Origin of the sequence: Allobosea sp. CER48 (genome assembly GCF_044752385.1) — a bacterium.
GTDB lineage: Bacteria > Pseudomonadota > Alphaproteobacteria > Rhizobiales > Beijerinckiaceae > Allobosea.
Genome location: NZ_JBIWYK010000204.1, coordinates 1 through 5,595, shown reverse-complemented (window position 1 = coordinate 5,595; position 5,595 = coordinate 1). Strand labels below are relative to the sequence as shown.

At 67.1% G+C, this 5,595-nt stretch carries 4 protein-coding genes; 2 read left to right on the top strand and 2 right to left on the bottom strand.

Features of this window, described 5'->3' with window-relative positions:
• Window positions 1–258: 258 nt before the first annotated feature.
• Both trpB and ACIPIA_RS09415 read right to left on the bottom strand, forming a co-directional pair.
• Window positions 259–1,476, bottom strand: coding sequence for a tryptophan synthase subunit beta (trpB, locus tag ACIPIA_RS09420; RefSeq protein WP_400508854.1), 1,218 nt, complete (start codon window positions 1,474–1,476; stop codon window positions 259–261).
• Window positions 1,473–2,156, bottom strand: a complete 684-nt coding sequence (locus ACIPIA_RS09415; RefSeq protein ID WP_400508852.1) for a phosphoribosylanthranilate isomerase — start codon at window positions 2,154–2,156, stop codon at window positions 1,473–1,475. Before ACIPIA_RS09415 ends, trpB begins: the two co-directional genes overlap by 4 nt.
• 155 nt (window positions 2,157–2,311) lie before the next feature.
• On the opposite strand from ACIPIA_RS09415, the gene ACIPIA_RS09410 reads away from it, so the two are divergent.
• Both ACIPIA_RS09410 and typA read left to right on the top strand, forming a co-directional pair.
• The gene (locus tag ACIPIA_RS09410) at window positions 2,312–3,556 is read left to right on the top strand and encodes a TAXI family TRAP transporter solute-binding subunit (protein ID WP_400508850.1); all 1,245 of its coding nucleotides are present in this window, start codon (window positions 2,312–2,314) and stop codon (window positions 3,554–3,556) included.
• Window positions 3,557–3,709: 153 nt separating this feature from the next.
• Window positions 3,710–5,533: a translational GTPase TypA gene (typA, locus tag ACIPIA_RS09405; RefSeq protein ID WP_400508848.1), complete on the top strand. Its 1,824-nt coding sequence runs from the start codon at window positions 3,710–3,712 to the stop codon at window positions 5,531–5,533.
• Window positions 5,534–5,595 lie beyond the last annotated feature (62 nt).

Below are 5,595 nucleotides of genomic sequence, written 5' to 3'. Positions count from 1 at the left end.
GCGCCCTCTTGGCCGCGGGCAGGAGCGCGGAAGGCGCGATGCCGTGCCGTGTCAGGAAGGCGAGCTCGACCGGCAGGCCGGCGAGCGCGGGCCCGTGGTCGCTCGAACGATTGTCGTTGCCTCTACCCCCCAACGGCCCCCCGGCCCAGCTTCACGGGATGCTCTCGACGCGGATACGTCGAGACAACCCATGGTTGCCGTTGGCGAAGCAGGAGTCGAGAGGTCGGGTCCGGAATCTTTCCGGAAGCCCGGAGGCGTCTAGCGCGCCGCCAGGATCTCCGCGACCTGCGGGATGTCCTTGTCGCCGCGGCCGGAGAGGTTGACGACCATGAGATGGTCCTTCGGCTTCTGCGGAGCGAGTTCGGCGACGCGGGCGAGCGCGTGGGCGCTTTCCAGAGCGGGGATGATGCCCTCCAGCCTGGAAATCAGCTGGAACGCCTCCAGCGCCTCCTCGTCGGTGGCCGAGAGATACTTCACCCGACCGACATCGTGCAGCCAGGAATGCTCCGGCCCGATGCCGGGATAGTCGAGCCCCGCCGAGATCGAATGGGCGTCCTTGATCTGCCCGTCATCGTCCATGAGCAGGAAGGTGCGGTTGCCGTGCAGCACGCCGGGCTTGCCGCCTGTCAGCGAGGCCGCATGCAGGCCGCTGGGAATGCCGTGGCCGGCGGCTTCCACGCCGTAGATCTCGACGCTCGCGTCGTCGAGGAAGGGGTGGAACAGCCCCATCGCGTTCGAGCCGCCACCGATGCAGGCGATCAGCGAATCCGGCAGGCGGCCCTCGGCCTCCAGCATCTGCTCGCGCGTCTCCTTGCCGATGATCGACTGGAAGTCGCGCACCATTGCCGGGTAGGGGTGGGGGCCGGCGACCGTCCCGATACAGTAGAACGTCGTCGCGACATTGGTCACCCAGTCGCGCAGCGCCTCGTTCATCGCGTCCTTCAGCGTCTTCGTGCCGGATTCGACCGGCACGACAGTGGCGCCGAGCATCTGCATGCGGAAGACGTTGGGCGCCTGCCGGGCGACGTCGACCGCGCCCATATAGACGATGCATTCCAGGCCATAGCGGGCGCAGAGCGTCGCGGTGGCGACGCCGTGCTGGCCGGCGCCGGTCTCGGCGATGATCCGCTTCTTGCCCATGCGGCGGGCGAGCAGGATCTGGCCGAGCACGTTGTTCACCTTGTGCGAGCCGGTGTGGTTCAGCTCCTCGCGCTTCAGATAGACCCTGGCGCCGTTGAAATGCTCGGTCAGGCGCTCGGCGAAATAGAGCGGCGAGGGCCGGCCGACATAGTGCTTGAGGCCATCGGCCATCTCGGCGTGATAGGCGGGGTCCGCCTTGGCGGCGTTGTAGGCCTGCTCCAGCTCGAGGATCAGCGGCATCAGCGTCTCCGCGACGAAGCGGCCGCCGAACAGGCCGAAGCGGCCGTTCTCGTCCGGGCCGTTGCGGTAGCTGTTCGGGTTCGCGGGGGCGTTCATGCGCTCGAGCCTTCCTGTACTGCCGCCGCGGCCTTGCGGGCCGCCGCGATGAATTCCACGATCCGGGCCGGGTCCTTGATCCCGGGAGCGCTTTCGACGCCCGACGAGACATCCACCCCCGCCGGCCGCGCAAGGCGGATCGCCTCCGCGACGTTCGCCGGATCGAGCCCGCCCCCTAGCATGAACGGAAAGCCAGGGTCGAGTTCGGCGAGCAGCGTCCAGTCGAAGGGGCGGCCGTGTCCGCCCGGATAGGCCGCGTCCTTCGGTGGTTTGGCATCGAGCAGGATGCGATCGGCCACATCGCGATAGGCGTCGACAGACTTCAGGTCGTCGGCCGTGGCGACGCCCAGCGCCTTCATGACGGGCCGCCCGGCCGCGCGGCGCAGGGCTGCGGTCTGCCCGGGCGTCTCGCGGCCATGCAGCTGCAGCCAGTCGGGTTTCAGGGCGGCGACGAGTTCGCTCGCCTGCCGCTCATCCCAATCGACGATCAGCGCGGTGATCTCGGCCTTCCCCCGCGCGATCGCGGCGAGCTCGCCGGCGCGTTCAGGGGTGATGAAGCGCGGGCTCTTGGGATGGAAGACGAAGCCCACCATGTCCGCGCCGCTGTCGAGCGCGACATGCAGCGTCTCCGGCGTGGAGAGGCCGCAGATCTTGATCAGGAATGGCGAACCGGTGGTCATGCCGCGCGTTTAGCACGGTCCGATCCTCGGCGCATGCCGTACTTGCGACATGATGGCGAAGGAAGCCATGCTGCGTGGGCGAAGAATTGGGGGGCGGATTGGTCCGGCTCGGCATAGGCAGGCGCGGTTTGGCTGTTCTGGCGAGTCTGCTCGCCATGTCCGGCCTGGTCGCGACGGTATTCTACTACATCAGCCAGCCGCGCACCCTGCGCCTCGCCGTCGGGCCTCTGGGCTCGGAGGATGCGCGCATGGCCGCCGCTTTCGTCCAGGGGCTCAACCGCGACAAGGCCTCGATACGGCTGCGCCTCATCCTGACGGAGGGATCGGAGGAGAGCGCGAAGAAGATCGATGCCGGGCAGGCCGATCTTGCCATGCTGCGCGCCGACATCGCGATGCCTGCGACGGCCGACACGGTCCTGATCACCCGGCGGACCTTTCCCTTCTTCATCACGACAAAGGAAAGCACGATCGGAAGGATCGCCGACCTGCGCGGCCGCAAGGTCGGCGTGATCCGCTATCCGGCCGGCAATCTCGCCTTGCTGAAGCGCGTCCTCGCGCAATATGAGGTCCGCCCGGAGGAGGTCGATATCGTCAGCCTCGCACCGGACGAGGTGATCCCGGCGGTGAGGGAGCAGCGCATCGAGGCCTTCTTCTCGATCAACGCCGTCGGATCCCACACCAACAACGAGGGCTTGCGCCGCCTGCGCACGGCCTGGGGCGAGGATCCCGTTCTGATCCCGGTGCGCGAGGCCGATGCTCTGTCGGCGCATTACCGCGCGATCGAAACCGGCGAGATCGTGCGCGGCGCACTCGGCGGTGACCCGCCGCGGCCGGCGGAAAGCCTCCAGACCATCTCGATCACCTCTCGTCTCGTGGCGGCGCAGAGCCTCGACGACAATCTCGTCGGCGACCTCACCAAGGAAATCCTGGGCCTGCGCCTGACGCTCGCGGCGGAACTGCCGGCGGTGCAGGCGCTGGAGACTCCCTCCACCGACAAGGACGCGCCGTTGCCGGTCCATTCGGGGGCAGCCGCCTATATCGACGGCGAGCAGGAGACCTTCTTCGATCGCTATGGCGACTGGTTCTATATCGGCGCGATGGCGCTTTCCGCGGTCGGCACTGGCGGGGCCGCACTGCTCAGCCGTGAGAGCGCCAACCGGCGGCGCCGCGCCATGTCGGGCCTGGACGAACTGCTCGAACTGCTCACGGCGATCCGCACCTGCGAGGACGAGGCGGAGCTCGCGCGGCTTGGCCGGGAGGCGGACCTGATCCTGACGCGCGTGCTCTCCGACTACGCGAAGGGGGACCTCGATACCGCCGCCCTTGCCGCCTACCGCCTTGCCATCGATCAGGTCGGGCGAGCCGTCGCCGAGCGGCAGCGGGAGCTGGCAGAAGACTGAGCCTCTTTACTTTTCGGGGCGGTCTGCGGTTGCCGAAAAGCCCGTCAGCGTTTATGTGCAGCGCAACGAATTCCAGATTCACGTGAAACAGGCTGCGCCGGCAGGGCTTCGAACCTGGCCGGCTCGTGGCCTTGAAAGCAAGGCCCTACCCGCATGTCCATGCGCAACATCGCCATCATCGCGCACGTCGACCATGGCAAGACGACCCTTGTCGACAAGCTCCTGCAGCAGTCCGGCGCCTTCCGCGAGAACCAGCGCGTCGCCGAGCGCGTGATGGACTCCAACGACCTGGAGAAGGAGCGCGGCATCACTATCCTGGCCAAGGCGACCTCGGTCGTCTGGAAGGACACGCGCATCAATATCGTCGACACGCCCGGCCACGCCGATTTCGGCGGCGAGGTCGAGCGCATCCTGAACATGGTCGACTCGGCCATCGTGCTGGTCGATGCGGCCGAGGGGCCGATGCCGCAGACCAAGTTCGTGGTCTCGAAGGCGCTGAAGCTCGGCCTTCGTCCGATCGTCGCGATCAACAAGGTCGACAAGCCCGACGCCCGCACCCAGGAAGTCATCAACGAGGTCTTCGACCTCTTCGCCGCGCTCGACGCCACCGATGAACAGCTCGACTTCCCGATCCTCTACGGTTCGGGCAAGCAGGGCTGGATGGCGCCTTCGCCGGAAGGCCCGCAGGACCAGGGCCTCGCGCCGATGTACGACCTCATCATCAAGCATGTGCCGGAGCCGAAGGTCGAGGAAGGCCCGTTCCGTATGATCGGCACGCTGCTCGAGGCCAACCCCTATCTCGGCCGCATCATCACCGGCCGCGTCACCTCCGGCACTGCCAAGCCGAACCAGACCATCAAGGTGCTCTCGGGCGACGGCTCCACCGTCGAGACCGGCCGCATCTCGAAGATCCTCGCCTTCCGCGGCATCGAGCGCCAGCCGATCGAGGAAGCGGTCGCGGGCGACATCGTCTCGATCGCCGGTCTGGTGAAGGGCACCGTCGCAGACACCTTCTGCGACCCGTCGATCTCCGAGCCGATCGAGGCCCAGCCGATCGATCCGCCGACGGTGTCGATGACCTTCTCGGTCAACGACTCGCCGCTCGCCGGCACCGAGGGCGACAAGGTCACCACCCGCGTCATCCGCGACCGCCTGTTCAAGGAGGCCGAGGGCAATGTCGCGCTGAAGATCGAGGAAGCTTCCGACAAGGACAGCTACATCGTCTCCGGCCGCGGCGAGCTCCAGCTCGCGATCCTGATCGAGACCATGCGCCGCGAGGGCTTCGAGCTCGGCGTCTCGCGCCCGCGCGTCGTCATGAAGCGCGATGACAACGGCCAGCTGCTCGAGCCGATCGAGGAAGTGCTGATCGACGTCGACGAGGAGCATTCCGGCGTCGTCGTGCAGAAGATGTCGGAGCGCAAGGCCGACATGCTGGAGATGCGGCCGTCGGGCGGCAACCGCCTGCGCCTTGTCTTCCACGCTCCGACCCGCGGCCTGATCGGCTATCAGGGCGAGCTGCTGACGGACACCCGCGGCACCGCCATCATGAACCGCGTCTTCCATGAGTACATGCCCTACAAGGGCGAGATCTCCGGTCGTCGCAACGGCGTGCTGATCGCGATGGAGACGGGCGAGGCCGTGGCCTACGCGCTCTGGAACCTCGAGGATCGCGGCCCGATGATGATCGAGCCCGGCTGGAAGGTCTATCAGGGCATGATCGTCGGCGAGCATACCCGCGAGAACGATCTCGAGGTGAACGTGCTCAAGGGCAAGAAGCTCACCAACATCCGGACGACCTCGAAGGACGAGGCGGTTCGCCTGACGCCGCCGATCCGCATGACGCTGGAGCGTTCGCTCGCCTGGATCGATGACGACGAACTCGTCGAGGTCACGCCGAAGTCGATCCGCCTGCGCAAGGGCATCCTCGACCCGAACGATCGCAAGCGCGCGCAGAAGCAGAAGGCCGAAGTGGCCTGAGAGACCGGGCCGCCCTCTTGGGCGGCCCTTTTCATGTCAGCCCGCTCAGCGGCTCATCAGCA

Coding starts and splice junctions, on each gene's coding strand:
- trpB (WP_400508854.1), bottom strand. CDS start 1,476: ATGAACGCCCCCGCGAACCCGAACAGCTACCGCAACGGCCCGGACGAG.
- ACIPIA_RS09415 (WP_400508852.1), bottom strand. CDS start 2,156: ATGACCACCGGTTCGCCATTCCTGATCAAGATCTGCGGCCTCTCCACG.
- ACIPIA_RS09410 (WP_400508850.1), top strand. CDS start 2,312: ATGTCCGGCCTGGTCGCGACGGTATTCTACTACATCAGCCAGCCGCGC.
- typA (WP_400508848.1), top strand. CDS start 3,710: ATGTCCATGCGCAACATCGCCATCATCGCGCACGTCGACCATGGCAAG.